The sequence below is a fragment of the Salinispira sp. genome, assembly GCF_059431795.1.
In genome coordinates this window covers 1-25,921 of the sequence record NZ_JBXWXS010000019.1, presented here as the reverse complement: position 1 = coordinate 25,921, position 25,921 = coordinate 1, and the positions used below count along the sequence as shown (strand labels likewise).

Genomic DNA, 25,921 nt, shown 5'->3' with positions numbered 1-25,921 from the left:
CTTAACTCCCTTACCAGCTGGACTTTGTTACACCGGGAATCAGGCCTTCGCTGGCATACTTCCGGAAACACACACGACACATCTGGAACTTCCTCATATATCCCCGGGGACGTCCACAGACCTTACAGCGGTTAACCCTTCTGGTCATATACTTGGGTTTTCGCTGCGCTTTGTTTATCATTGATTTCTTCGCCATGTCTCCCCCTATTTCCTGAACGGCATTCCGAACTTGCCAAGGAGGCTTTTCGCCTCAACGTCAGTCTTGGCGGTTGTAACAATCGCGATGTTCAACCCGCTGATTCGTTCGATCCGATCATACACAATCTCCGGAAAAATGATCTGTTCGGTAACACCGAGCGAATAATTTCCGTGACCGTCGAACGCATTTGGATTAACGCCCCGAAAGTCTTTTACCCGGGGAAGGGCGATATTAATCAGACGGTCCAGGAACTCATACATTCTATTTCCCCGGAGCGTCACCTTCGCACCCACATCCATGCCTTCCCGAAGCTTAAAGTTAGAGATTGACTTCTTGGCCCGGGTCTTCACGGCCCGCTGTCCGGCAATCTGGGTCAGCTCATTGACTGCAACATCCAACAATTTCTTGTTGGAAATTGCGTCGCCGACACCCATGCTGACAATAACTTTTTCAATACGGGGAAGCTGCATGGAGCTTTTGTATCCAAATTCATCCTGAAGCTCTTTTTTCACCTTCTCGATGTAGAGAGCTTTTAATGTAGGTACAGAACTTGCCATTACAGAGCCTCTCCTGTTTTCGCATTAACGCGAACCTTTTTATCGCCGTCGAGCTTAAAGCCGGCGCGTACGGGCTTACCGTTTTTTCCAACCAACTGAACGTTGGAGAGATGCAGGGGTGCTTCCACCTCCATAATTCCTCCACGGTCGTTCTGACTCTTCTTTCGAACAGCCTTTTTTACCATGTTTACGCCTTCAATCACGATCCTTCCATTTTTCAAATCGATTCGAAGTACACGGCCGGTTTTGCCCTTTTCTCTTCCCGCAATAACCATTACCTGGTCATTCTTTTTAATCTTTGTTGTATACGTGTTCATTGCGTTCTCCCGTATCCTTACAATACTTCCGGTGCAAGAGACACAATCTTCATGAAGTCTCTATCACGAAGCTCCCGGGCAACAGGCCCGAAAATGCGCTTCCCCTTGGGATTATGATTTGCATCGATAATAACGCAGGCATTCTCATCGAACCGGATATACGTGCCGTCCTGACGACGGTAGGATGACTTGGTTCGTACAATTACCGCCTTTTCAACCTTTCCCTTTTTGAGGGGCGCATTGGGGAGGGCGTCTTTTACGCTTACTACAACGATGTCGCCAATACCAGCAGTCTTTCTCTTACTGCCGCCAAGCACCTTGATACATTGTACCCGCTTGGCACCACTGTTATCTGCGACTGTTAAATATGTTTGCATCTGAATCATACGTTTACCCTTTACAACCTTCGCAGTGTGGCCTAGCGAGCCCGTTCTACAATTTCAACCATGCGCCAGGTCTTGTTTTTGCTGATGGGACGGCACTCTTCAATCCGAACGGTATCACCCATATTCGCATCGTTTGCCTCGTCATGAACCTTCAGCTTCTTGGACCATGTCACATACTTCTTATACAGATTGTGGGTTCTTTTGGTTGTTACCCGAATTACCACAGTCTTGTCCATTTTGTCGCTTACCACCACACCGGTGTAGGAACGACGGTTTCTCTTAACCTTTGTATTTTCCACAGCTTCTCTCCTCAACTTCCCTGATCTACTCGTCACCGGTAACATCGGGGTGGTTGTAGATAAGACTGTTCAGCCGGGAAATCTGGCGTCGGAGATTTCGCTTCTCCAGAGGATTATCCACATGACCAACCACAGACTTAAAACGAATATCCATGAATTTAGTCTTCAGCTCTTCCCGCTTCTGCACCAGTTCATCAAAGGTCAGATCTTTAAATGAATTCTTCATACTTCTACTCCAGATCTTCCCGAACCACAAACTTGCACTTAATCGGAAGCTTGGACGCTGCGCGCCGCATAGCTTCTGAAGCCAACTCTTTACTTACACCGGCGATCTCAAACATTACCGTACCGGGTTTAACAACAGCCACCCATGCGTCAGGACTACCCTTACCGCTACCCATTCGGGTTTCAGCGGGCTTCCGTGTATAGGGAACATCGGGAAACACCCGTATCCAGACCTTACCGCCACGCTTGATGTGCCGGGTCATGGCAATACGCGCAGCTTCAATCTGACGGTTGGTTACCCATTTGTTGCCCATGGCAACAAGACCGTACTCACCGAAAGCAATGGTGTTTCCCCGCTGGGCTTTTCCCAGAAGGGAGTTTTTTACGTTACGCTGCTGTTTTCGATATTTCAGTCTTTTCGGACTCAGCATTACTTTCTCCCTTCCCGGGGCTCTCTTTTCTTACGAACCAGAGCACCGGCATCTTCTTTTGCCTCGCGCTTCAGCACTTCACCTTTGAAGATCCACACCTTCACACCGATTATTCCGAATGTGGTGTGGGCCTCTGCGAAGCCGTAATTAATGTTTGCCCTGAGGGTGTGCAGGGGAATTCTTCCCTGTTTAATCACCTCGTTTCTGCTCATTTCCGCACCACCCAATCGACCGGAGATCAGGATCTTCACACCCTGAGCGCCGCCCTTCATGGCCTGTGCAGCAGTCATTTTCAATGTGCGGCGAAAGGAAGATCGTCCCTTCAGCTTTCTCGCCACATCGAGAGCAATGATCTGAGCATCTGTGTCAGGCTTTTTAATCTCTTTAATTTTCAGCTGGATTTTTTTCCCGGTAATCTTCTGAAGGGACGAACCGATTTTCTCAATGGTTGCACCCTTCGTTCCGATGATAACACCGGGCCGGGAGGTATGAATTACCAGCGTGATCCTCTGGGGATGACGTACAATCTCCACTTCAGCAATGTCGGCGTTCCTGGTTTCAGGAAGTTCTTTCAATGCTTTCCTGAGTTTCAGATCCTCATGAAGAGTATCCGCATAATCCCGGGGAGCCACATACCATTTGGAACTCCAGGTTTTGTTAATACCAAGACGCATACCGATCGGATTTACTTTCTGTCCCACGTTACACTCCCGCCTTATTTACTTCGTCGACTACCGCAGTCACATGACTCATTCTCTTCAATAGAACATCCGCCCGACCACGGCCCCGTCTCCACAAACGCTTCATCCGGGGTCCCTCGTTTACCATCAACTCACTGATGTAGAGCATGTCTTCATCGAGCTGTTTGTTCTGATACAGTGCATTTGCTGCCGCACTCTGGATAACCTTTTGCAGAATCTTCGCACCCTTGTGGGGCAGGTTCTCCAGTATTGCGATCGCTTCGGGATAGCTCTTCCGGCGTACATTGTCTGCTACCCGGCGCACCTTTGTTGGGGAGATCAGAACATAACGGGCGTGTGCTTTATATCCACGTTTCTCTGCCATTATTTTTCTTCCTCTTCCTAGCGCTTACCAGCTTTCGCATCTGATCCGGCATGTCCCCGAAACAGTCTGGTGGGCGCAAACTCACCGAGCTTATGACCGACAAGGTTTTCGGTCACATAAACCGGAACCCAGGTCTTTCCGTTATACACAGAGATGGTCATCCCAACCATGTCGGGGATGATTGTTGAAGAACGGGAAAATGTCTTTATCATTTTCTTTCCGCCTTCGCCCTTGCTCATCTCATTCACTTTTTTATAGAGGCTCTTTGCGACAAAAGGACCCTTTTTAATTGATCTTGACACGTCGAATCTCCTACTTGCGTCTCTTCACAATAAACCGGCTAGAAGTCTTACGTTTCTTCCGTGTTTTATACCCTTTGGTCGGCATTCCCCAGGGAGAAACAGGATGACGTCCACCGGAGGTCCGGCCTTCACCACCACCATGGGGGTGATCTACGGGGTTCATAACAACACCGCGAACCTTGGGACGGCGACCGAGCCATCTTGAACGTCCGGCTTTACCCAGACTGACATTCATGTGGTCAATATTTCCCACAGTTCCTACGGTCGCAAAGCACTTCTTAAATACCATCCGCATTTCGCCGGAAGGAAGTTTTACTGTCACGTAATCCTTGTCCTTCGCAACGATGATTGCGGAAGCTCCAGCAGCACGAACCAGCTGTCCACCACGGCCCAGCTCCAGTTCAACATTATGCACAGTGGTACCCACCGGAATATTTTCCAGGGGAAGCGCGTTACCAACCTTAGGCGCCGCAGCTTCACCGCTCATAATTTCATGACCCACACTCACGCCCCGGGGAGCAAGAATGTATCGCTTATCTCCGTCCCGGTACTGTACCAGTGCAATATTTGCACTCCGGTTGGGATCGTACTCAATTGCAGCAACAACACCGGGCACTCCGTGCTTGTCCCGGGCAAAGTCGATAACTCGGTACTTCCGCTTATGCCCGCCGCCTCGGCGGCGAATTGAGATCCGTCCAGCGGAGTTCCGACCTGCTTTGCCGTTCTTACCTTTGGTAAGCCCTTTTTCGGGTCGACCTTTGGTGAGTTCCTCGTAGGTCAGTCCGGTGGTGCCCCGAAGTCCAGGGGTTGTCGGGTTATAGTTCTTAGTTCCCATAATATCTTCCTACGTTTTAGGCACCTTCAAAAATGGATATTGTGTCTCCGGCTTTCAGAGTCACAACCGCCTTTTTCCAACTCGCAGTTTTACCAACGGCAAAGCGAACCCGCCGGGGCTTACCCTTCACACTGACGATGTTGCAGCCCTCGGGCTTTACATCAAAAAGGGTTTCCACTGCCTTCATCACTTCAATTTTGTTCGCCCGGTGGCTGACTACGAAACTGTACTTGTTCTGCTCACGCAGACCGTTGCTTTTTTCCGTCAGCAGGGGCTCAAGAATTACTTCATCGGCTCTCATCTATCTCCCCTTATTTCGCCGCTGCTTCCGCCGGCGCATCGCTGTAAAAATCGTTCAGCTTCAGAGCCGCGCTTTCGAGCACAACAACTTTTTTTCCATAGAACAGATCATGAGCCCGAAGCTTGTTAAAGCTGAGGGTTGTAAGCCAGGGAATATTCTTTCCCGCGCGCTTAATCATCTTATCTTCATCTTTTACAATGAGGACCGTCCGTTCCGCGTTTCCAAGATTCTTGAGTATGCCGGCAAGATTTTTGGTCTTTCCGTTTTCCACATCAAAATCTTCAACAACAACAAGGCTGTCATTTTGATTTTTCATGCTCAGAATTGATTTAAAAGCAAGCCGCTTTAGCTTCCGGGGCATCTTATAGCTGTAATCCCGGGGGCGGGGACCGAATGCTGCACCTCCGCCGACCCATACCGGACTCTGACGGGTACCCATACGGGCCCGGCCGGTTCCCTTCTGCTTCCAGAGTTTCCGGTGTGATCCCCGGACTTCACTTCTGGTCTTGGTAGAAGCGGTACCCTGGCGAAGGTTGGCAAGCTCATTTCTGATGGCATGATAGACAGCACCTTCACTCACTTCCCGGTTAAACACCGAGTCATTCAGGGAGATATCTTTTACTTCTTTTCCCTGTACTGAAAGGACCTTCTTATCCATAACCGTTTCCTAACCTTTTTTCTTTGCCTTCTGAAGAATCAGCGCACCGTTCTTCCGGCCAGGAACTGCACCCTTAACGAGCACAACCTGTTTTTCTGCATCAACTTTTACAATTTTCAGATTCTGTACGGTAACCCGTTCATTTCCCATACGGCCGGACATTTTCAGCCCCTTAATAACCTTTGAAGGCCATGCCGCCATACCGGTTGCACCGTTTTCCCGGTGGAACTTGGAACCGTGAGTGGCTCTACCGCCACCGAAACCCCAACGCTTCACAACACCCTGGGTACCTTTACCCTTGGAAGTCCCGATCACGTCAATAAAAGAAATATCGTTAAAAAGATCCACACCGAAGGTGTCGCCGATCTTGCATTCCTGTTCAAAATCACGAATCTCAACCAGGCGCTGCTGGGGCTTGACATCATCTACAAATTGACCGGCATACGGCTTGGTCGTCCGGCTTTCTTTCATCTCGCCGGCACCCAAAAGCACTGCATTATAGCCGTCTTTTTCTTCGGTCCGATGTCCAACAACGACATTGGGATCAATCTTTACGACGGTAACCGGAGTAACCACCCCGGTTTCGTCAAAAACCTGGGTCATTCCGACTTTTTTACCAATAAGCCCTATCATCTTATTCCTCTCACCATTGCTAAACGGTTCACACCGCTTAGGTAGCTACACATTTTGAACTCGGGTCGTCATCCGGCAACGCCGGAACGTGCCCCTTCGCACATTAAATGTCTCTACTGTTTAATCTCTACATCAACACCCGCGGGCAGTTCGAGCTTCATAAGCGCATCCATTACATTGGACGTGGGCTCGATGATATCGATCAACCGCTTATGAGTCCGCATTTCAAACTGTTCGCGGCTCTTTTTGTTTACATGGGGCGAACGAAGCACAGTAAATTTGTTAATCCGTGTAGGAAGGGGAATCGGCCCTGAGACCTTCGCCCCGGATTTCTGCACGGTCTGTACTATTGATTTCGCGCTCTGGTCGATGAGCTCGACATCGAAGCCGCGAAGCCGCACCCGTATCTTATCCTTAGACATTGTTCCTCCAACGATTTTCCGGAAACATTCCGATAAAACCGAATAGCTCTCATCAGGCCCTTGAGGCCGACACATCTGTCGTTTCCGCCGATTGTCCGACGGTGGTTTTCTTACCACCCCTATTTAGAAAGAATGGTATGGGCACCCTGCTCCGGTTCTGACTATTCAAACCGAAGCGGTGCCTGACTGCCATCAGGCAGACCCGGCCTCCGCCTTCCACTGCACACAGCAAAGGCGGAAACCGCCGGTCCGGGGCATATGTTCGGCAGGCCCCGGCCCCGGCATACGCGGGTAATACGGAATTACTCGACGATTTCAGTAACCTGACCGGAAGCAACGGTTCGGCCACCTTCACGAATAGCGAAGCGAAGTCCGGTATCCATGGCGATGGGGTGAATCAGTTCAACTTCAATGTCGGTGTTATCGCCGGGCATTACCATTTCCTTGCCGGAAGGCAGGGATACAGTACCGGTAATGTCAGTTGTACGAAAGTAGAACTGGGGTCGATAACCGGTGAAGAAAGGAGAGTGACGCCCACCTTCATCCTTGCTCAGACAGTAAATGGTTCCCTTGAATTTCGCGTGGGGAGTAATTGAACCGGGTTTTGCAAGTACCTGTCCACGTTCTACCGCATCTTTTGCAGTACCACGGAGCAGAGCACCAATGTTATCTCCAGCCTGACCTTCGTCAAGAAGCTTGTTGAACATTTCAACACCGGTAACAGTTGTCTTGGTAGTGTCGCGGATACCCACGATTGAAACTTCTTCACCAACCTTGACGATACCGCTTTCAACACGACCGGTTACTACAGTACCGCGGCCCTGGATTGAGAAGATATCTTCAATCGGCATGAGGAACGGCTTATCAACCGCACGCTCAGGCAGAGGGAAGAAGCTATCCATTGTGTCCAGAAGTTCCTGGATTGGCTTGTTTGCTTCTTCGCTGTCGGGATTTTCCATGGCGACAAATGCGGAACCTCGGATTACCGGGATATCGTCGCCGGGGAATTCGTAGGAAGAGAGAAGCTCACGAACTTCTTCTTCAACCAGGTCGATCAGCTCTTCATCATCAACCATGTCGGTTTTGTTGATGAATACAATCAGCGCGGGTACACCTACCTGACGTGCAAGCAGGATATGTTCCCGGGTCTGACTCATGGGACCGTCGGTTGCGGATACTACAAGTACCGCACCGTCCATCTGAGCCGCACCGGTGATCATGTTTTTAACATAGTCGGCGTGTCCCGGACAGTCTACGTGCGCATAGTGACGCTGATCTGACTCGTACTCGAGGTGACGGGTATTGATAGTAATACCACGAGACTTTTCCTCGGGTGCATTGTCAATTTCTTCGTACTTCAGAGCCTTCGCACCGAACTTGTTTGCACTGTACATAGTGATGGCAGCACTCAGTGTCGTTTTACCGTGGTCAACGTGGCCAATGGTACCGACATTAATATGAGGCTTCGTTCTTTCGAACTTTTCCTTAGCCATTACGCCCTCCTCACAGAATCGTAACGTAAGAGTTTTGTCTCGCTTACACCTGTTCCATTGGTTACACCGGGGTATCCAGATGAAAAGCTACAGACATTTATAATGAATAGAATGAGTTGGCATTTTATTGAAGCGGACATACTTTGTCAATCTTGCCGCATGATCCGACTTCAGTCCATTGATAAATTACTTGGACAAAAACGGACAAACCACGGCAACTGCTGCACACGGCAGCATGGACAAGCACTACGCTCATCAGGCGGGAATTCACCAGCTTAACCAGAGGAACGGTTTCTAAACAACCGTTCATTGTTACTCCGTCAACACACAAAATGCAGCTGCATTTCCATGTGCTTAAGCACGGCAACCACCTTACCATCCAACTACGCTATCCAGCCTTGATGCGTGGTCGGGCTGCAAGCTGGGCTTGCGACCTGACCGGCACTCCGGCCTGGCCGCCTATGCGCTCAAGGTAACTGAGCGCACAGGCCGGCAGACCGTTGTATATCCACGGGTGCAACGCACCCGGAAGACTTTGTGCATCCGGCATGACACACAATCAATCGGAAGGTCGGTTTGGTTGATCAACATCGGCCAGGCATCCTGCACGGCGATTGGAACCGCTTATCGTCTGGCCATTTGTGGTGATCATAAACACGACAATTCAAAGATCAATGCAATGTGGCCGGAGTATAGTCAGGAGATAGTTGTTTGTCAAGTAAGAGAATAGGAAAATCAGGGTTGAATGGGAATACAGTGCTCAAACACGGGACAAAAAGCATGAGAGTATGAAGGTCCGGTTTAAATTTTCCTCACAGGCAGATAAATAGCAAAGCAGGCACCTTCTGAAGGAAGCTGCAGCGCTCCAGCCCCGCTGCGTTCAGCGGGTTTCAGATAGGCAAACCGCCCATTGAGCTTTTGATGCACCAGATTATACACAATGTGAAGCCCCAGCCCCGTGTTCCCCCCTGACCTCCTGGTTGTGAAAAAGGGATCAAAAATCTTCCCGGTATTTTCATCGGATATCCCCGGACCATTGTCATAGAAATAGAGACAGTGATGCTCCTCCGTCGCGCCGTAAAACAGGCGCACCCTATTCGGCTTATCCCCTTCAGAAGGTGCTTCCCCGAAGGCATGATGAAAACTGTTCCGGGCTAAATTGCTCAACACCTGCCAGAGTACTCCGGGATAGGTGACAAGAATCGTCTGTTCGGGAACCTCAATCTCCACATCCGCTGCTGCGGGTTTTAGAATTGTCCGGAGCGTGTCCTTGATTTCCGATAAAAAGTTGTGAAGATCAAGCTCTCTCTGCTCTTCGAAGTATTGATCGGCGGCCACCTGCTTAAACCTGGACACCATCTCTGCAGCCCGTTCCAGATTACTGGAGGCCATTCCGGTGGCATTCACCACCTGCTCGAGACTGGATATAAGGGCCGACTTACTTACTTCGGGGGAGCTGAGCAACTCCAATGCATGAGCCGCGGAATCATGGATATAGGACACAGCAGTTACAGACACCCCTATGGGTGTATTGATTTCATGGGCAAACCCGGCAACCAGCCCGCCCAGGGCAGCCATCTTTTCAGACTCTATGAGCTGATTCTGGGCTACACGAAGCTCTTCAACCCGATTGTTCAGCTCCCGGGTTCTCTCAAAAATTTTATCCTCAAGCTCCGAGGTGAATGACTCAAGCCTGCCGGCCATGTTGTTAAACTCCCGGGCGAGTACACCCACCTCTCCTCCGTGACGTTCTTCATAGCGCACATCAGTTGCCCCCTCCCCGAAACGGGAAACGACTAAAGCCAGGTTCATAATCGGATTGGATATCCGTTTGGATGCTAACACCACAAAAAACGCCGCCAGCAGTACTGTGGCCATACCGATGCCGGCCACAATAAGAAGAGAATCCGCCAGTGGATTGAGAATTTGCTGGAGATCATCATAGATCATCAAGTACCAGCCGCTGGGTTCATGGAAAAAACCGGTGACGGCGAAGCGTCCACCGGTAGAGCCCAGTATTTCTCCTGGAATATACCCACCTTCCCGTTGATTTAATACCTGGAACACTTCATCCATCTGATCCCCGGGAAAACGCCCTATTGAGTTCAACTCCGCAGGATACACAAACTGCCCGTCCTCAAGAAACACCAGCAGTCCCCTGCTGTACGGGTCTGCATCGCTGTATCGGTCCTGTAGATTTTCCAGCAGCCGGTTTCGGTAAAACGGAACATCTGCGATATCCAAACTCTCCAGCTGCTGATAGGAACTCTCAAGCTGGGAACGGATCAGGCTCTGCTCCAGAGCAATGAGCTCCTGCTGGCTGGAGGCAAGAGAATTTCTCGTAAGCAGAAAAACCAGCAGGAACACCACGACCAGGGGCAGAATAATTAGAGGAAGAAAGGTAGACAGCAGCCTGTTCTGGAGTGTCACAGCGCTCCTCCGGATTCCCAATGAGCATTGGAGGTCGGAAAGGCTTTGATTCGCATGTCGTTGAGTTCAATCTCGATCATAAGCGTCGTTTCACTCCTGGGTGCTCACAAGATCCAGATAATAGTCGAAATTTATCCCCATCTCCCGCTCCCAGACCGAGGCAAAATCGCCGTTTTCCAGGCTGTGGGCCACAAACTTTTCCAGAAGGGCTGTGAGCGGCTCTTCCCGGGGATCAACCGCCCAACCTACGGGAACCAAACTGAGGGTCAGCTGTGAAACCTCCATATCATCGAGTTCCTGGACGGTTCGGGCAAGGAAGAGCGAACCGTCAATGGTAATATCGGCCCTTCCGTCCCTGAGAATATTGAAGGTCTCCTGGGCATCGGTATATTTCACAAATTCCACATTGATATTCTGCTCTTCCATAATGGACTGGAGGAGAGGAATCTGAAAGTCTCCCGGCCGTACCGCAACGGAAAGACCGTCAAGGTCTTCATAGCTTTCGATCCCGGAGGCTTCGGGACCGATAATCACCACTCCAACCGGAAAAAACGGGACCATGGAAACCAGCTTTCTTCGCCAGTCATTTATCCCGAACGGGGCAGCATATATATCCACCTCATCCATTAAGTCGGGAACATAGCTGATTTCGGGATCACCGATCACATTGTTGTCAAATTCTCCGTCCCGGGTAAAAAAATCGGAAATCTGCTCCTGCTCAGAAAATTGGGCACTCACCCCCAGAGCCTCTGCAAACTCCCGGGCAAACACATAATCGAACCCCCGGTATTCACCGCTTTCACTGAGATAATATGATTCCTGGGTGCTGATTACCCCATATCGAATAACTCCAGTCGCCTGAAGCTCCCCGAGATATGCCAGCTCCCGGTCATTCAGCCGCTGCTGAAAACCCGAAAAGGAAGCGGAATCTGACACATTCCCATTCTTACTAAGTTCGTCCGCACCGCAGGAAAAAATCAGCAGGACAAGGAGTCCCGCAATCAGGAAGGTCAACTCTCTCATCGGTGTTGCCGGATATTCTCTCATGGCTGCACTCCATCAATACATTGATTCACATTACTATTCTAATAGGTATCGGAAAGGAAAGAAAGATGAAGTAAAAAAAAAGCGAAGCAGCCACCCGGGGGTGCGCTGCTCCGCTGAAATTCAGATGGAGTGAAAACCGCCGAAAAAATTTCGATGGTTCACGAGGCTTCTTTTACATGTCCGCCGCCGTTTCCGCCGGAGGAGGATTTCAGATGATGAATCATATCTTCGCTGAGAGAGGCAAGGTCGTACTCGGGACTCCACCCCCAGTCATTTCGGGCAGGGAGATCATCTATGCTTTCAGGCCATTGGTTTACAATTTCCTGACGAAAGTCGGGGGTATAGTCAATACTGAATCCGGGAACCAAACGCTTCAGTTCGCCGGCGAACTCCCCGGCGGATGCGGAGAAGCCGGTTACGTTATAGGTGCGTCTACTCAAAGACCGGTCCGGAGCATCCATGAGACCGTCGATGGACGCGATCACATCGGGCATGTACATGAAGGGTAACCGACTGTCTTCACTGACGAAGCAGCTGTAGCTTCCCTTCTCAATAGCCTGTCGGTATATGTCCACAGCAAAATCGGTGCTGCCGCCGCCGGGCTCCGCCGTATATGAAATAACTCCAGGAAAACGGAGGCTCCGGACATCGCATCCGTAGCGGCGGTAATAGTAATCAAAGAGAAGCTCGGAGGATACTTTGGTAATACCATACATTGTTTCCGGCCTGAGAATGCTGTCTTCAGGGGTGTTCCGGCGAAGAGCGCCTTCACCGTACACGGCGATGGAAGAGGGAGAGAAGACCCGTTCCAGAGAAAATTCCCTGCAGGCTTCAAGCACATTCAGCGTTCCTTCCATGTTTATATGATATGCGCCCAGGGGGTTTTTCTCTCCGTTACCGGATAATATGGCTGCCAGATGGTAGATCCGTGTGATCTCATGTTTCCTGATATACCCGAACAGGGCCTCACGGGAAGTGATATCCAGATAATCACAAGAAAACCTATCACCCCCTTCTCTCACATCTGTGGGAAACACCGATCCTTTTCCGTATCGCTGAAAGAGGTGCATGGTCAGCTCGGTCCCGATTTGTCCGTTGGCACCGCTAATTAGTATGTTCATCCACGCCTCCTTTTCAGCTAGTCTGGGATTCAGAGATCCCCACTCCCCGGGATGCAGCTGCGTCCCACTCAGCAAAACCAAAGGGCGCAGTGCCCATATTGAATATCGGGAAGTTCAATATATTGTACGCTCAATGTATTGAACCTGCCAAGCGCTGTCAAGAGTTATATACAATATATTGAACTGTTGCTATAATTATCCTATGTTGGAAAAAAAGCAGAACGCGGAGCCCCGGAGCGCCCTTCCGGACGTGGCCAGTAGAATTAAAGACATACGTAAAACCAAAGGCCTGAGTCTGGATGAGCTTGCCATGAAAAGCCTGGTATCCAAATCCATGATTTCACAAATCGAGGGAAACAAAACCAACCCCACCCTGGCGATGATTTGGAAAATCGCGAAGGGTCTCGATACGACGGTGCAAAACCTTATCCAGCCGAAACAGGATTCATCGGAAAGCGACGTATCAACCCGTACCACAGTCCCGGGTGAGGAACTCCATGAATCGGGCGGTGGAACAACCGAAATTCTGTTTGAATATACCAGGAAGGAAAACTTTACACAGATAACCGCAGATAAGCCCGGGGTTCACTTCAGGGTACTTACACCCGCAGAACAATCGGAAGATCTGGAAATTTATCGTATCAGCATTCAGCCTGGGGCTATTCTGGATTCACAACCCCATCTTAGCGGTACTGAGGAATACCTCACTCTGCTGAAAGGCCGGCTTCGGGTAATTGCAGAGGACAACAGCAGCGAAATGAATAGCGGTGACTTCATTATGTATCATGCGGATATTCCCCACAGCATGGAAAACATCGGCGAACAGAGCGCTGAAATTCATCTGGTGGTGCGTTTCCGGTAAGCCGGACTGCTGCCGGGGCACCCCCGGTGGGCATGCAGGAGAGGGGAACCCCTATATATGAGTTCTCACTCCATGTTCGTTGCTCCAGGGCCATGCTCGTTACCCCGGTCTACGCAAGTTACCCCCGGGCGGCACGCAGGAGACGGTCTCTCAGAGCAACTGTTTCCGGACGCTCTAAAGGGAAATATGCGAACAGGGCTTCACACCCCAGCCGGTCAGCATCCACAAAGGTCTGGTACAGGTTCCTGGCGTATTCCTCCGCATTGCCAAATATTCTCAGCTCAGGCGGGGCGGAAGCAGACTTCCTCTCTTCAGCTTGGAAAATTTCTTGAACACGTAAAAAGGCGCGCTCATTTCCGGTTTGGGCCGGCTCCACGCTAAAGGGATCATCTCCGGTATGGGCCGGCTCCACGCTAAAGGGATCATCTCCGGTTTGGGCCGGCTCCACGCTAAAGGGACCATCTCCGGTTAGGGCCGGCTCCCCTTTCCCCATAAAACCGGCGTCCGGAAGGATAAACATCCTTCTCCCTGATTGTCTCTCTGGTTGTCTCTCTGATTGTCTCTCTGGTTGTCTCCTTGGCTGTGTATCCGAGGAAACGGACTTCCGGCCCCCATTCTTCAAAGCCTCCATCAACTCTTCAGGAGATTGAAATAATACAACCCGGGCGGTTGGAGCATAATGCCGGTAACGAGTACCCGGCGTGGCGGGGGAATCCAGGCCACCCCCTTGGAGCACCGGAAGATCATGCCCCCCCCGGCGGAGCGCAGATTCCAGCATTGGTGCGGTAATCGATCCCGGACGGAGAATTTCCACCCCGGCAGGGGTACAACGGACAATGGTAGACTCCAAGCCACGGATACAGGGTGGTCCGTGAATCACCGCATCAACCCGGCCGGACATCTCACTCCATGCCATGGAAAAATTCGTAGGACTCGGACGACCGGAACGGTTGGCCGAGGGGGCGGCAATTCCTCTTCCCGTCTCCCGGATCAGCTCAAGCGCCGCCGGTGAATCGGGAATTCTGAGCCCCAGGGTTGATTGGCCTGCGGCGGCCGCTTCTCCCCGGCGGGGGGCACGCTTCACTATGAGGGTGAAAGGTCCCGGAGCGAAGCTGGACAGCAGCTCCGCCTCCAGGGAAGAAAGTCCGGCAGAGTACTCCGATGCCATCCCGATATCTGAGACATGAACAATGAGCGGGTTATCTTTGGGGCGGTTTTTCGCTGCGAATATTTTTTCAACAGCTTCCCTGCTGTCAGCATCTGCACCCAGGCCGTATACGGTCTCGGTGGGAAACACCACCAGCCCATGGTTTTGCAAAAGATCCGCCGCTGTTTTAATATCCCTAGAGCGGGTACTTAATTCACGGGTTTGCATATATCCCGAAACTATAGCAGAAATGAATCCGCATATATATACTTGAGCTGATTTTAAACTCCAGCTTTGTCAGCCACAAATCAAGCCGGGACTGGTCTCACCTTCCGGAATATTGGGAGCAGCAATGACACGAACACATAGACTGGTAATTCTCATTTTTAGTCTGATATTCCTGCCGGCACTCCTGTTCGCCTCCCAGGGAGGCGATTTGAGTCATGGGAGCGAAAGCCTTACCCACCAGATGACCCGTCTGGTAATTCAGCTGGCCGTTATCCTGTTTGCCACCTGGATCGGGGGCAGGCTTGCACAAAAAATCAGGCTTCCCGGGGTGATCGGGCAACTTCTCATGGGAATTATTATCGGTCCGTTTCTTCTCGGGGGCGTGGGGATCCCCGGTTTTCCCCAGGGACTGTTTCCGGTCCTTGAAAGCACTATTTCGGTAAGTCCGCTGGTGTACAGCCTTTCCAGTCTGGCAGCAATTATTCTTCTTTTTATTGCGGGACTTGAAACAGACCTTCCCCTCTTCCTCAAATATGCCGGAAAGGGATCTGTTGTGGGGCTGGGCGGGGTCCTGTTCAGTTTTGTCAGCGGAGCATGGCTCAGTACCTTTTTTACCGGCTATGATCTGTTCCACCCCGTCAGTCTTTTCATGGGTACGCTCAGCGTAGCCACATCGGTGGGTATAACCGCCAGCATACTTTCCGATCAGCGGAAGATGGACTCCCCTGAAGGGGTGGTGATCCTCTCCGCAGCGGTGATTGACGATGTGCTGGGTATCATTATTCTTGCCATTGTGCTGGGGCTGGCGGCCATCCTGCCCGGCTCCGGTGAATCGGCGGCGGGTATCAACTGGGGAGAAATTGCCTGGGTTGGGGTCAAAGCCGTGGGGGTATGGCTGGTGTTTACCATTCTGGGTTTGGTTTTCGCCCGGAAGCTGGGACGTTTTCTGAAGCAGACATTCAAGGATCAAAGCCTGGTAACGGTTATGGCCTTCGCGTTGGCCCTGCTGATGGCGGGAATCTTCGAGAGCGCGGGGCTTTCCATGATCATCGGTGCATATGTTGTGGGGCTGACCCTTTCAAATACCGATCTGGCTTTTGTCATACAAAGCAGACTGAGAACTCTTCACGATTTTTTCGTCCCGATATTCTTCGCGGTGAGCGGAATGATGGTGAATCTGGAGGCCATTGCCAACGGCCGTGTTCTGGGTTTCGGACTGCTGTTCACCCTTGTAGCGATCGTCGCAAAACTGATCGGCAGCGGAGGTCCGGCACTGATGCTCAATTTTAACCTTCTGGGAGCATCCCGGATCGGATTAGGAATGGTTCCCCGGGGGGAGGTAGCCCTGATTATGGCGGGAATCGGTATGAGTTCAGGGATCATAAATCAGGAACAATTCGGTATAGCTCTGCTGATGACCATTATATCCACCATAGCGGCGCCTCCGGCTTTGAATCATCTGTTAAGGATCCGGAAAAGCGGACAAAACGAGGAGGAGGGGGGAGGAGAGAAAACCGAGACATCTTTTTCTTTCCAAAGCCCGGAATTCGCCCAGCTGATTATCACCACATTCACCGCAGAGATGGAAAAAGAGGGGTTTTTCATCAACAACATGGAACATGGAGAAGAAGTGATCCAGATGCGGAAGGACGACATCTTTATTTCCCTCTACATAGGAGAGGATGGCGAAGCTACATTTCTTTCCGATGAGAAGGATGTGAATCTTTTCAAAACCGCTCTGTATGAGAGCCTGCTCTCGGTTAATAACGCCGCAGGAGCACTGAAGAAAATATTCAAACCCGATGAAATGGCCAAGAGCATCAGCAGCGGGAGCACCGGCGGCGGATTTGATATTATCCCCTACACGTCACCGGATTTTGTGATCCGGAATCTGAGGGCCCATAATAAGCAGGAAGTAATAGAGGAGATGCTGTATTTGGCGGACGCCCATGAACTGCTGGATGACGGTGAGTTGGTTAAACATGATGTTCTGGAGCGGGAAAAAAGCATGACCACCGGCATGGCCAACGGAGTCGCCATTCCTCACGCCAAAACAGAAGGGGTGAGTTCCATGCACTTTCTTATCGGATTAAAACCCGATGGAGTGGATTTTGAATCTCTGGATGGGAAACCCAGCAACATCTTTATTATGATCCTGACCCCCAAACAGGGACACGGCCCCCATATTCAACTCATGTCCAGTATTACCGGTTTGCTGAACCGGGGAGAGGTGCGGGAAGCGGTTTTGAATGCGGAAACAAGTTACGAAGTGCTGAGAATATTGAATCGGGCTCAGGAAGAGAATCAGGCACAGAATCAGAAAAAAACCCGGAGCTGAACATTATAGGGGAATGTGGAGCTTTTGCACAGCGCCTCATTCCACCATATTCTGGTTCCTCTCGGCTCATTCGGGCTCATTTCAGAACAGAAGATATCAGGGCTTTATAAACACCCTGCCGTCTTCCACCTTCACCTCATAGGTTTTCAGATTCTGTGTTGCAGGATAATCAATAACGGCTCCGGTTTTAATATTGAACCGGCTGCCGTGCTTTTCGCAAAACACCTTATCCTTCATGACAATTCCTTCCACCAGAGGACTGTATTCGTGGGAGCAGGAACCCTGGGTACAGTACACTCCGTCATCCAGTTTATAAATGGTGTACACATGCCGGCCAACCTTTACCTCTTTAGAGGTTGTGAAGCTGTCCACATCTGCAACATCCACCCAGCTTCCTTTCTTTTTCTTAGATAATAAGCCCATTTTGCCCCCTCTACAGCACCGGAAATTCCGAATCCCCCGGGTGAAGATCCGGCAAAAAAACAGGGCTGTCTGAGTTTCCTTCGTAGACAGCCCCCGTTTCAATTCACAGCCGGCCTTTCAGCCTGCGATGTATTTGCTGACGGACATCGTCCTGCATTTTTTCCGGGAGACCGGTAATCAGGTCTTCAAAATATCCGAGAATCAGCATTTCACGGGCTTCTTCTCTGGAGAAACCACGGCAGCGGAGATAATAAATCTGCTCTTCATCTATTCTTCCGGTGGTTGAACCATGGGAACATTTTACATCGTCAGTTTTAATATTAAGGCTGGGAATACTGTCTGCGTGTGCACCGTCGTTCAGCACCAGATTATTATTGGTGAGGTATGCGTCGGTACCCCTGGCTTCATGGTTCACATCTATAAGCCCCTGAAACACGGTTTCCGCTTCATCCCGGATTGCACCTTTGTAATAGGTGCGGCTGGAGGCGTGTTCACCCTTATGGTGTTGTACGGTGCGCATGTCGATGTGCTGTTCATCATCGGCGAAATAGATTCCGTCAAGATTCAAATCGCTTCCACTGCCGTCAAGTGCGAACTCCACCCGGTTTTTTACAAAGCCTCCACCCAGAATTCCCTCAAAATGAAAAAGTCTGGCGTCCCGGCCCACGGTTCCATACGCCTGGTAGAACGCAACCACTTCATCGCTGCTCTCCTGGAGCACGCTTACACCCAGATCGGCGGCATCGTCCACCAGGTACACTGCGGAAACGTTCTGCAGATGTCCGCCCATTCCCTTGAAGCGAAGGGCCATACGGGCTTTGCTCATCTGTTCGGCAATTACCACAACAGTGGCATGTCTGCTCACATCTTCGCCCAGGGAATGCCAGCAAAGTTCATGAAGCTCATCCGACTCACTTCCCCGGGGTACGTGAAGCACGAAAATATCCTCAGAAAGAAGAAGATTCCACAGGGAGAGCTTGTTGGGGGAATCGTCCCTCAGATGCTCAAGGGCTTTAAACACCCGCTCCAGGACGGCATCGGGGAGCGACGCCCCCCCTTCATTGAGAAGATCGTTAAGGCGGTGAATACCTCCGCTCTTGATCTCTGCAGATGTATTCTCCCTGAGTTCTGCGTCAGGATGGCCCAGATCATCCAGGTCGAAGACGGAGATATCGGTTCTGCGCCACTCCTCTTCATCTGTTGCGGGCCAGTGGGATTTATTAAATATGGGGAGTACGCTGTTGCGGTACTCCCTGATTTTTTCATGATCCTTAAGATTCTGTATGTACTGTGTCACCCTACCGACCCCTCCATCTCGAGTTCAATAAGTCTGTTCAGCTCAATGGCATATTCCATGGGCAGCTGCTTCACCAGAGGATCCAGGAAGCCGTTTACAATCATCATTGCCGCTTCCGTCTCGGAAAATCCCCTGCTTTGGAGATAAAACAACTGCTCCTCGGAAATTTTGCTGACCCTGGCTTCATGTTCCATGGATACATCCGTTGAATCGATTTCCATGTAAGGATATGTATTGCTCACTGAATCGGGATCCAGAATGAGGGCGTCGCACACCACATTGCTCTTGGCGTTTTTAACTCCTTCCTGAACGCGTATAAGTCCGCGATAGGAACTGATCCCGCCGTCCTTGGAAATGGACTTGGAGGTAATCATGGAACTGGTATTATCCGCAGCATGAACAATCTTTCCACCGGTATCCTGTTCCTGTTTTCCGCCGGCAAAGGCTATGGAAAGCACTTCACCGTGAGCGCCTTCGCCCTTCAGGTGGATAGCCGGGTATTTCATGGTCCGCTTGGACCCCAGGTTTCCGTCCACCCACTCCACCACGGAGTTCTTATGGGCAACGGCCCGTTTGGTAACCAGGTTGTAAATATCGTTTGACCAATTCTGAATTGTTGAGTAGCGGACCCGCGCCCCTTCGAGAGCGATTATCTCAACCACCGCGGAGTGGAGACTTTCGGTTGAATATATCGGAGCCGTACAGCCTTCAATGTAGTGAACAAAGCTGTCCTCATCGGCAATAATCAGGGTTCGCTCAAACTGGCCGAAACTTTCAGAGTTAATCCGGAAATACGCCTGGATGGGAATATCCACCTTTACACCCTTGGGCACGTATACGAAACTTCCTCCGGACCAAACCGCAGAATTAAGGGCTGCGAATTTGTTGTCGTTATAGGGTATGATGGTTCCGAAAAACTTCTTAACCAGTTCGGGATGGTTGAGAACCGCATCCTCGGGTGAAGTGAATATTACACCCTTTTTTTCCAGGTCTTCACGAATATTGTGGTACACCATTTCAGAGTCGTACTGGGCGCCCACACCCGCAAGGAACTTCTGTTCCGCCTCGGGAATACCAAGACGGTCATAGGTTTCCTTGATATCCTGGGGAAGATCATCCCAGTTGCGCTGCTGTCCGCCCTCATTGGATCGGGCGTAATACACAAACTCATCGAAATTGATATCACTGAGATCCGCACCCCAGTTCGGCATTTCTTTTTCCCGAAACGCCTTGAGACTCTGAATCCGGAAATCGGTCATCCACTGGGGTTCGTTTTTCTCCCGGGATATTGCCCGCACGATATCTTCATTCAATCCCTTTTGGGTTTTGAATACAGATTTGTCGGGAAATGAAAAACCATATTTATAATCGTCCAACTGGACTGTGCTTGGTTCACTGCTCATTTACGGCCTCCTCTGGTATACCGTACTGCTCACGGACCCAGTCGTACCCCTTGTCCTCAAGTGTTTCGACCAAGTCTTCGCCGCCTGACGTTACTATACGTCCGTCAAACAAAATGTGCACGTAATCAGGCTTGATATGATTCAGTATCCGCTGGTAGTGGGTGATGATAATTGAACCGAAGTCAGGGCTCCGGAGGCGATTCACACCCTTGGCTACAACCTTCAGGGCATCGATATCCAAACCCGAGTCAGTTTCATCCAGGATTCCAAATGCGGGTTTGAGCATCAGCATCTGGAGAATCTCCATCCGCTTCTTTTCCCCGCCGGAGAAGCCTTCATTCAGATAGCGGTTAATAAACTGCTGATCCATATCTAAGAACTTCATGTTCGCCCTGAGATCCTTTACAAAGCTCCGGGCTTTCTTACCATCTTCAACCTCATCCTGGATTTCCGTTGCCCGCTTCAGAAAGCGGCCCACGGTAATGCCGGGAATCTCCACAGGATACTGGAATGCCATGAACAGTCCTTTCCGGGCTCGTTCATCCACATCCATCTCAAGAACATCTTCACCGTCCAAAAGAATCTGTCCCGCAGTAACCTCATATTTGGGATTCCCCATAATTACATGGCTTAAGGTGCTTTTCCCCGCGCCATTCGGGCCCATAATTGCGTGAATTTCGCCGGTCTGAATGCTGAGATTCAAACCCTTCAGTATTTCTTTTCCTTCCACATTTGCGTGAAGTTCTTTTATTTCAAGTTTCATTTCAGTTCCTCCGTCGGCCGTCGGGCCAGCGCATCAATCTCCACCCTGGGTATACATGCGAGCGCCTTTTTACAGGCCTCTCACTCTGATCATTCTCTCTGATCATTCTATCTGGTCTTTCTTCCGAGCTGTTACTTCAAGGCTCTCTATATGGGATACCCCAATTCAAGCCGGGCTTCTTCGCTCATAAACTCCAGATTCCAGGGGGGGTTCCATACCACCTGCATTTTTACATTTTCAAGCCCGTAATCCTGGGCAAGAACCCCTCTCATATCAGCCTCAATGGTGTCCGCAAGGGGACAGCCGGGCGAAGTGAGGGTAAAATCTATCTCTGTGCTTTCATCCGTGAATTCAATCCGATATATCAGACCGAGATCCACAATATTAATTCCGATCTCCGGGTCGAGTACTTTTCTCAAGGATTCCAGGATATCGCCTTTACTTGCAGCCATCTATTTCTCCGTTTGTATGATGTTCATATACCCTGTATATACCTTACTAAATAAGTCAGGTATAATCAAGAATATTCTGTCTCTGACAACAAATTCGGGGAGCATATATTTTGAAAACTTCCGATGTTTTATAACATACTATGAGAGGTTGGTTAAGTCACTATGAAAGCAGAAACAAAGATCCTCAGCGTATTGGCTCATCCGGATTCAGAGAGCTACTGTGCCGCCCTCCACCGGGAATTCTCTCTGGCGGCGGAGGCAGTATCCGTAGACCTGTACCGGGATAATTTCGATCCCCGAATGGAGCTCAGTGAGATGCGGAGGCATATTCCCATAGACGAACCGGCCAGGGGATATATTCAACAATTGAGCTCTGCCAGACACCTTGCGGTCTTTTTCCCCGATTGGTGGGGCGCTGAGCCGGCCATATTTAAAGGATGGCTGGACAGGATACTCCGTCCCGGTATCGCCTATGACCGCAACGAGGGTCGGAATCCGGGCATGGGCAGTTCCGCCCGCACCCACGGACTGCTGAAGGAGACAGGGTTCACGGTTATTATAACAAGTGACAATGATCCTTCTGAGACGCCGGAAACTCTGGAAATCTACCGTCGACGCTATATTACCGGGATAGGGAATTTTTGCGGCTTTCACAGCGCAGAACTGAAATTTTTCGGTCCCGTGAGAACTTCGAAGCTGAAGCAGCGTCGCCTGTGGCTGGACGAAATGAAACAACTTGGAGCAGACCTCCTGGAAAACCCGGAAGGAAGAGAGGATACCTCCGTTCTTTAAAACTCATCAAATGGCAGGGGAAAGAGTTCTTTAAAGGAGAGGTCTCTGCGCTGCTCTTTGTGGTTTACCATAATAATGGGAAAATCCGGTCCGCAAAATTCCGCCAGAACCTGACGGCAGATCCCGCATGGAGGCGTCAGCGGCTCATGCTCGGTATACAGCACCAAAAATCCGAAATCCCTGCTGCCGAAATTACTGATTGCAGACGCAACGGCAGATCTTTCGGCACACATGGTTCCGCCGAAACTTCTGTTCTCGATATTCACCCCGGGAACAAAGAGTCCCCGGTCATTTAAATAGAGGGCTGCGGATACGGCAAAATGGGAATACGGGGAGTATGTTTCCCCGTTCTTGGTTCTGGCCAGCTCAATGCCCTGCTGAATTAATTCATCGCTGAAATCATGTACAAGCATGGAATAGCTCCTTTTTTCCCATATCTTCAAATACTTTAGCGGGAAATTGTCCTGATAAAATTGACAAATCCATGAAGAACACAGAATAATCGATATTGATGCAGTATAACACTGGCATTGACTATTTTTTTGATATTTGCATGATGTTTCATCAAAAGGGCCAAGTATGGAAGAAGAAAAATATCTGGTTATCGTCGAATCACCGACGAAAGCCCGGACAATCAGCCGATTTTTACCGAAAAACTTTATCGTGGAAGCCAGCATCGGACATGTCCGTGACCTTCCCCAAACCGCCTCGGATGTACCCAAGAAATACAAGGGCCTGGACTGGGCCCGCCTGGGCATCGACGTGGAGCACGACTTTGCCCCCCTCTATATAACCCCGAAAGGTAAGGGAAAAATCATCAACGAGCTGAAACGGAAAATGAAAGAAGCGGACGCCGTTTACCTTGCAACTGATGAAGACCGTGAAGGGGAAAGCATCAGCTGGCATCTTGTTCAGGTACTGAAACCGGAAAAGAAAAAGGTCGCCGTTAAGCGAATGGTTTTCCATGAAATTACCAAGAAAGCCATCAGCGCCGCCCTGGAGGACACCCGGGATATAGATATGGACCTGGTGAAGGCCCAGGAAACCAGGCGTATTCTGGACCGGTTGTACGGCTTTACCCTCTCACCCCTTATCTGGAAGAAAATCGCATACGGCCTTTCAGCCGGCCGGGTGCAGAGCCCCGGCCTCCGGATGATCGTAGAACGGGAACGGGAGCGGATTGCTTTCAAAAAGGCCGTGTACTGGGATATCAAAGCCAAACTCAGCGCTCCGGAAACCAAATCTCCGGATCAGTTCGAAGCAAAACTGATCAGCTATGAGAACACCCGTCTTGCCACCGGAAAAGATTTCGATTCCATCAGCGGTGAACTGATAGAAGGGCGGAATGTCCTGGTTATGGACGAAGAATCCGCCCGCAAACTTGAAGATGATATCCGCAAGACCGATTGGAAGATTATCGATGTAAGCGAGAAGGAAACCACCAGCCGGCCATCTGTCCCTTTTATCACATCCACCCTTCAACAGGAGGGGAATAGAAAGCTGAATCTTACCGCCCGGGAAACCATGCGTACCGCACAAAAACTGTATGAGGAAGGGCTTATTACCTACATGCGTACAGACAGCCCGACCCTCAGCAGCGAGGCCATCGCCGGGGCACGGGAAACTGTGGAATCCTTATACGGGAAGGAATACCTGAGCGAAAAACCCCGGCAGTACAGCAGCAAGGATGAGAGCGCACAGGAAGCTCATGAGGCTATCCGGCCTGCAGGATCTCAGTTCACCCATCCTGACGAAACCGGATTAAGCGGAAAAGAGAAAGCTCTGTATGAAATCATCTGGAAGCGGACCCTGGCCACCCAAATGGCGGATGCAAAAAAGTCCAGCACCACGGTAAAAATCCAGGCCGGCGAAGCGGTGTTTCAGGCGAATGGCACCAAGATTCTCTTTCCCGGCTTTCTAAAGCTCTATGTAGAGGGAAAAGATGATCCCGATGCGAAAAAAGAGGACAGAGAGGTAATCCTTCCGGATGTGAAAGAAGGGATGGGCTGTGAAGTACATGAAACCGAAAGCCTTTACCATGAAACCAAGCCACCCGCCAGGTATACCGAAGCCAGTTTGATTCAAAACCTTGAAAAACAGGGAATCGGAAGGCCCAGTACCTATTCAAGCATTATCAGCACCCTGTTTGACCGGGGATACATCAGAAAGATCGCCAATGCACTGGCACCCACGTTTACCGGAGTGGGCGTGATCCAGTTTCTTGAGGATAATTTTCACTATCTTATTGAATACGGCTTTTCCTCGGAAATGGAAAGCACCCTGGACAGAATTGCCTCAGGGGAGATCGACCGTCTTCAGTATCTCAAGGGTTTCTACTCCGGAGAGAACGGTATTCGAACCAGGGTGGATGAGCGGGAAGACGCCATAAAGCCCGAGGAATCCCGGGTAATCAACCTTCCTCAGGCGGATGAGAATGTAGAAATACGGATCGGTAGATTCGGCCCCTATATAATTGCCAAGGACCCCGACGGAAATAATATCAACGCTTCAATTCCCGAAGAGATCGCCCCGGCGGATCTCAAGGAAGAGGATATTGAGGAAATAATTGAACTCCAGATCAAAGGCCCCGAACCCCTGGGAACCGATCCTGACAGCGGCGAACCTGTATACTGCCTGATCGGACGCTACGGCCCATATGTTCAACTGGGACAGGTTAGCGAAGAAGTCCCGAAACCCAAAAGGGCCGGGATTCCCAAGGGTCGCAGCCCCAGAGAGGTTACCCTTGAGGAAGCCCTCAAATATCTCAGTCTGCCCAGAACCCTGGGAGTACATCCGGAAACCGGAAATGAGGTGGTTGCGAACGTCGGACGATTCGGTCCCTTTGTGGTCCATGACGGAGATTTCCGCAGCCTGAAGAAAGATGATGATGTCTACAGCATACAGCTTCCCCGGGCCCTGGAAATCTTGGCAGAAGAAAAATCCAGAGGACGGCAGAGGAGCAAACTGATCCGGGAGCTGGGGGAGTTCGAGAAGAAGAAAGTCGCGTTGTACGACGGCAAATACGGGCCGTATATTAAATACGGAACCAAGAATATATCCTTGCCGGATGATCAAAAGACAGAGGAAGCGTTGAAAGCACTGACTATTGAAGAAGCCGGGAAGATTATTAAGCGGTAAAGCGTGTAAAAAAAGCTTCCCGGGGAAAGGAGGTAAACCCCGGAAAGCCCAAAAGGAGAATGGATAGGCTCGGCTCTCTGACCTTCCATATTCAATAACACCCCTTATCCGTTCTGGTAACAAAATGGCAGAATAATTTTTAAAATCCTTCCAGATAATCACTTCGGTATTCCCGGCGAAATTCATCAACCTCCGCCAGGAGAGTTTGCAGCAAAGCATATAGCCGGTTAATTTCTTCTATGCTTTCCTTGTTTTCCTCAAATTCCAGGGAACTGAAACGCTCATTGATTACCGTTGAAAAAATAACGCTGCCGAGAGTTCTATAGGTTCTGGCACTGGTTGCGGCTATATACATTG

The 25,921-nt window shown here is 50.4% G+C and carries 31 protein-coding genes; 4 read left to right on the top strand and 27 right to left on the bottom strand.

Annotation, left to right across the window (positions count from 1 at the left end; genetic code table 11):
• Positions 1 to 10: 10 nt before the first annotated feature.
• From AC52PS_RS07175 to AC52PS_RS07085, 19 genes are all read right to left on the bottom strand, one after another.
• Positions 11 to 196, bottom strand: coding sequence for a type Z 30S ribosomal protein S14 (locus AC52PS_RS07175; protein ID WP_081719455.1), 186 nt, complete (start codon positions 194 to 196; stop codon positions 11 to 13).
• 8 nt (positions 197 to 204) lie between these two features.
• Positions 205 to 756: a 50S ribosomal protein L5 gene (rplE, locus tag AC52PS_RS07170; protein ID WP_495562369.1), complete on the bottom strand. Its 552-nt coding sequence runs from the start codon at positions 754 to 756 to the stop codon at positions 205 to 207.
• The gene (gene rplX, locus AC52PS_RS07165) at positions 756 to 1,073 is read right to left on the bottom strand and encodes a 50S ribosomal protein L24 (protein WP_495562368.1); all 318 of its coding nucleotides are present in this window, start codon (positions 1,071 to 1,073) and stop codon (positions 756 to 758) included. The genes rplE and rplX overlap by 1 nt, the downstream gene beginning before the upstream one ends.
• Positions 1,074 to 1,090: 17 nt before the next feature.
• A complete protein-coding gene (gene rplN, locus AC52PS_RS07160; protein WP_041401156.1) occupies positions 1,091 to 1,459 on the bottom strand; it encodes a 50S ribosomal protein L14 in 369 nt (122 codons plus the stop codon).
• 32 nt (positions 1,460 to 1,491) lie between these two features.
• Positions 1,492 to 1,758, bottom strand: a complete 267-nt coding sequence (rpsQ, locus tag AC52PS_RS07155; RefSeq protein ID WP_495562367.1) for a 30S ribosomal protein S17 — start codon at positions 1,756 to 1,758, stop codon at positions 1,492 to 1,494.
• Positions 1,759 to 1,783: 25 nt separating this feature from the next.
• Positions 1,784 to 1,984, bottom strand: coding sequence for a 50S ribosomal protein L29 (rpmC, locus tag AC52PS_RS07150; RefSeq protein WP_495562366.1), 201 nt, complete (start codon positions 1,982 to 1,984; stop codon positions 1,784 to 1,786).
• 4 nt (positions 1,985 to 1,988) lie between these two features.
• Positions 1,989 to 2,414 (bottom strand): 50S ribosomal protein L16, encoded by a 426-nt coding sequence (rplP, locus tag AC52PS_RS07145; RefSeq protein WP_495562365.1) that lies wholly within the window; start codon positions 2,412 to 2,414, stop codon positions 1,989 to 1,991.
• Complete coding sequence (gene rpsC / locus AC52PS_RS07140) at positions 2,414 to 3,115, bottom strand: 30S ribosomal protein S3 (protein ID WP_495562364.1); 702 nt, start codon at positions 3,113 to 3,115, stop codon at positions 2,414 to 2,416. Before rpsC ends, rplP begins: the two co-directional genes overlap by 1 nt.
• 1 nt (position 3,116) lies before the next feature.
• Positions 3,117 to 3,479 (bottom strand): 50S ribosomal protein L22, encoded by a 363-nt coding sequence (gene rplV / locus AC52PS_RS07135; RefSeq protein ID WP_495562363.1) that lies wholly within the window; start codon positions 3,477 to 3,479, stop codon positions 3,117 to 3,119.
• 17 nt (positions 3,480 to 3,496) lie between these two features.
• The gene (rpsS, locus tag AC52PS_RS07130) at positions 3,497 to 3,781 is read right to left on the bottom strand and encodes a 30S ribosomal protein S19 (RefSeq protein ID WP_495562362.1); all 285 of its coding nucleotides are present in this window, start codon (positions 3,779 to 3,781) and stop codon (positions 3,497 to 3,499) included.
• Positions 3,782 to 3,791: 10 nt separating this feature from the next.
• Positions 3,792 to 4,616, bottom strand: a complete 825-nt coding sequence (gene rplB / locus AC52PS_RS07125; protein ID WP_495562361.1) for a 50S ribosomal protein L2 — start codon at positions 4,614 to 4,616, stop codon at positions 3,792 to 3,794.
• A gap of 16 nt (positions 4,617 to 4,632) precedes the next feature.
• Positions 4,633 to 4,917: a 50S ribosomal protein L23 gene (gene rplW, locus AC52PS_RS07120; protein WP_495562360.1), complete on the bottom strand. Its 285-nt coding sequence runs from the start codon at positions 4,915 to 4,917 to the stop codon at positions 4,633 to 4,635.
• Between the two features lie 10 nt (positions 4,918 to 4,927).
• Complete coding sequence (gene rplD, locus AC52PS_RS07115) at positions 4,928 to 5,575, bottom strand: 50S ribosomal protein L4 (RefSeq protein ID WP_495562359.1); 648 nt, start codon at positions 5,573 to 5,575, stop codon at positions 4,928 to 4,930.
• Between the two features lie 9 nt (positions 5,576 to 5,584).
• A complete protein-coding gene (gene rplC / locus AC52PS_RS07110) occupies positions 5,585 to 6,208 on the bottom strand; it encodes a 50S ribosomal protein L3 (protein WP_495562358.1) in 624 nt (207 codons plus the stop codon).
• A 113-nt stretch (positions 6,209 to 6,321) separates the two neighbouring features.
• Complete coding sequence (gene rpsJ / locus AC52PS_RS07105) at positions 6,322 to 6,630, bottom strand: 30S ribosomal protein S10 (protein WP_041401149.1); 309 nt, start codon at positions 6,628 to 6,630, stop codon at positions 6,322 to 6,324.
• Positions 6,631 to 6,932: 302 nt separating this feature from the next.
• Positions 6,933 to 8,123, bottom strand: a complete 1,191-nt coding sequence (tuf, locus tag AC52PS_RS07100; RefSeq protein ID WP_495562357.1) for an elongation factor Tu — start codon at positions 8,121 to 8,123, stop codon at positions 6,933 to 6,935.
• An 801-nt stretch (positions 8,124 to 8,924) separates the two neighbouring features.
• Positions 8,925 to 10,553: a sensor histidine kinase gene (locus AC52PS_RS07095; RefSeq protein WP_495562356.1), complete on the bottom strand. Its 1,629-nt coding sequence runs from the start codon at positions 10,551 to 10,553 to the stop codon at positions 8,925 to 8,927.
• Positions 10,554 to 10,643: 90 nt separating this feature from the next.
• Positions 10,644 to 11,600 carry a substrate-binding periplasmic protein gene (locus AC52PS_RS07090; RefSeq protein ID WP_495562355.1) on the bottom strand — a complete coding sequence of 319 codons (957 nt, stop codon included), beginning with the start codon at positions 11,598 to 11,600 and terminating at the stop codon, positions 10,644 to 10,646.
• Between the two features lie 158 nt (positions 11,601 to 11,758).
• Positions 11,759 to 12,721, bottom strand: a complete 963-nt coding sequence (locus AC52PS_RS07085) for an NAD-dependent epimerase/dehydratase family protein (protein ID WP_495562354.1) — start codon at positions 12,719 to 12,721, stop codon at positions 11,759 to 11,761.
• Positions 12,722 to 12,923: 202 nt separating this feature from the next.
• On the opposite strand from AC52PS_RS07085, the gene AC52PS_RS07080 reads away from it, so the two are divergent.
• On the top strand, positions 12,924 to 13,583 hold the full coding sequence (locus AC52PS_RS07080; RefSeq protein ID WP_495562353.1) for a helix-turn-helix domain-containing protein: 660 nt from the start codon (positions 12,924 to 12,926) through the stop codon (positions 13,581 to 13,583).
• A 118-nt stretch (positions 13,584 to 13,701) separates the two neighbouring features.
• Here AC52PS_RS07080 and AC52PS_RS07075 read toward each other — a convergent pair whose 3' ends face one another.
• The gene (locus AC52PS_RS07075) at positions 13,702 to 14,958 is read right to left on the bottom strand and encodes an L-threonylcarbamoyladenylate synthase (RefSeq protein WP_495562352.1); all 1,257 of its coding nucleotides are present in this window, start codon (positions 14,956 to 14,958) and stop codon (positions 13,702 to 13,704) included.
• 124 nt (positions 14,959 to 15,082) lie between these two features.
• On the opposite strand from AC52PS_RS07075, the gene AC52PS_RS07070 reads away from it, so the two are divergent.
• Entirely contained in the window at positions 15,083 to 17,296 is a 2,214-nt protein-coding gene (locus AC52PS_RS07070; protein WP_495562351.1) for a cation:proton antiporter domain-containing protein, read from the top strand.
• A 96-nt stretch (positions 17,297 to 17,392) separates the two neighbouring features.
• Here AC52PS_RS07070 and AC52PS_RS07065 read toward each other — a convergent pair whose 3' ends face one another.
• From AC52PS_RS07065 to AC52PS_RS07045, 5 genes are all read right to left on the bottom strand, one after another.
• On the bottom strand, positions 17,393 to 17,719 hold the full coding sequence (locus AC52PS_RS07065) for a non-heme iron oxygenase ferredoxin subunit (protein WP_495562350.1): 327 nt from the start codon (positions 17,717 to 17,719) through the stop codon (positions 17,393 to 17,395).
• 103 nt (positions 17,720 to 17,822) lie between these two features.
• On the bottom strand, positions 17,823 to 19,016 hold the full coding sequence (gene sufD / locus AC52PS_RS07060; RefSeq protein WP_495562349.1) for a Fe-S cluster assembly protein SufD: 1,194 nt from the start codon (positions 19,014 to 19,016) through the stop codon (positions 17,823 to 17,825).
• A complete protein-coding gene (gene sufB, locus AC52PS_RS07055) occupies positions 19,013 to 20,419 on the bottom strand; it encodes a Fe-S cluster assembly protein SufB (RefSeq protein ID WP_495562348.1) in 1,407 nt (468 codons plus the stop codon). Before sufB ends, sufD begins: the two co-directional genes overlap by 4 nt.
• On the bottom strand, positions 20,409 to 21,182 hold the full coding sequence (gene sufC, locus AC52PS_RS07050) for a Fe-S cluster assembly ATPase SufC (RefSeq protein ID WP_495562347.1): 774 nt from the start codon (positions 21,180 to 21,182) through the stop codon (positions 20,409 to 20,411). Before sufC ends, sufB begins: the two co-directional genes overlap by 11 nt.
• Before the next feature lie 146 nt (positions 21,183 to 21,328).
• Positions 21,329 to 21,634 (bottom strand): metal-sulfur cluster assembly factor, encoded by a 306-nt coding sequence (locus tag AC52PS_RS07045; protein ID WP_495562346.1) that lies wholly within the window; start codon positions 21,632 to 21,634, stop codon positions 21,329 to 21,331.
• 162 nt (positions 21,635 to 21,796) lie between these two features.
• Between AC52PS_RS07045 and AC52PS_RS07040 the strand changes: the two genes are divergently transcribed.
• Positions 21,797 to 22,426: an NAD(P)H-dependent oxidoreductase gene (locus AC52PS_RS07040; RefSeq protein ID WP_495562345.1), complete on the top strand. Its 630-nt coding sequence runs from the start codon at positions 21,797 to 21,799 to the stop codon at positions 22,424 to 22,426.
• Here AC52PS_RS07040 and cdd read toward each other — a convergent pair.
• Positions 22,423 to 22,839, bottom strand: a complete 417-nt coding sequence (gene cdd / locus AC52PS_RS07035) for a cytidine deaminase (RefSeq protein ID WP_495562344.1) — start codon at positions 22,837 to 22,839, stop codon at positions 22,423 to 22,425. The genes AC52PS_RS07040 and cdd overlap by 4 nt on opposite strands.
• Before the next feature lie 166 nt (positions 22,840 to 23,005).
• On the opposite strand from cdd, the gene topA reads away from it, so the two are divergent.
• Complete coding sequence (gene topA / locus AC52PS_RS07030) at positions 23,006 to 25,564, top strand: type I DNA topoisomerase (RefSeq protein ID WP_495562343.1); 2,559 nt, start codon at positions 23,006 to 23,008, stop codon at positions 25,562 to 25,564.
• 139 nt (positions 25,565 to 25,703) lie between these two features.
• Here the strand turns inward: topA and AC52PS_RS07025 are convergent.
• A partial coding sequence (locus AC52PS_RS07025) for a hypothetical protein (RefSeq protein ID WP_495562342.1) occupies positions 25,704 to 25,921 on the bottom strand: 218 nt, incomplete at its 5' end.